Origin of the sequence: Cryobacterium sp. Y62, assembly GCF_002929785.1 — a bacterium.
In the GTDB taxonomy this organism is placed as follows: domain Bacteria; phylum Actinomycetota; class Actinomycetes; order Actinomycetales; family Microbacteriaceae; genus Cryobacterium.
On the sequence record NZ_PJJK01000004.1, the window covers coordinates 1 to 1,104 of the forward strand.

1 protein-coding gene is annotated in these 1,104 nt (G+C 58.5%); it reads left to right on the forward strand.

The window, feature by feature from the left end:
• Positions 1 to 831: IS3 family transposase (locus CXY71_RS00025; protein ID WP_104133707.1), on the forward strand; the 831-nt coding region annotated here is incomplete at its 5' end.
• Between the last annotated feature and the right edge of the window lie 273 nt (positions 832 to 1,104).

A 1,104-nucleotide genomic window follows, 5' to 3' on the forward strand; every position in this document is an offset into this window, starting at 1 on the left:
GTTCTGCGATCGAGGCGGTTCGTGGACAAGGCGCCGGCGGAGATCCAGGCGATCCTCCTCGACGAGGGCACCTACCTCTGCTCGGTAGCGACGATGTATCGTCTACTCCGAGCCCACGGTGAGACCGGTGAGCGTCGTGCGCAGGCCGAGCACCCGGCGCGCGTCAAGCCCGAACTCATCGCGACGGGACCCAACATGACGTGGTCGTGGGATATCTCGAAGCTGAAAGGTCCGGCCACATGGTCGTACTTTCACTTGTATACGATTATCGACATTTACTCCCGATACGTCGTCGGCTGGATGGTCGCGACCCGGGAGTGCGCCGAACTGGCTGAGCGGCTCCTGTTCGACACGATCGAGAAGCAAAACATTCGCCGAGACCAGCTGACCATCCACTCCGACAACGGCTCCTCGATGGCATCGAAACCCGTCGCGTTCCTCCTCGCTGACCTCGGCGTGACCACGTCACACTCCCGCCCACATACGAGTAACGACAATCCCTTTTCGGAGTCGCATTTCAAAATTCTGAAGTACCGGCCCGAGTTCCCCGACCGGTTCTACAGCCTCGCCGAGGCACGCTCATTCTGCACTGAATTTTACGACTGGTACAACCACGAGCATCGTCATTCGGGTATCGGAATGCATACCCCGTTCAACGTTCACCACGGCCGCGCACCCGCCATTCAGCACGCCCGCGCCCGCGTCCTCACGACCGCATATACCGCCCACCCCGAGCGCTTCGTGCGACAGAACCCGCAGCCACCAACGTTCCCAACGACGACCTGGATCAACGAACCCGAGAAGGAGAAAACGAACTCAATGACCGGCTAAAGAAACTGACTCACAAAGATTGACATCTTCCGNACCGGCTAAAGAAACTGACTCACAAAGATTGACATCTTCCGACCGTTTCGACGTTTTATCCGCCATCACGTTGAGCACGTTTTTCTCAACGAGGGAGGTTCGCTCCTGCGGGCGGCTACTGTCACCTGTCTCTTTGCAGGAAAGGTCGATGGCTGCGGCAACCCTACGTGCCAGGGTTGGGTGAGGCCAGTAGCTAACAGCAAGTCCGCCGTGTGACGTAGGGCGAGAATCAGGAATCAT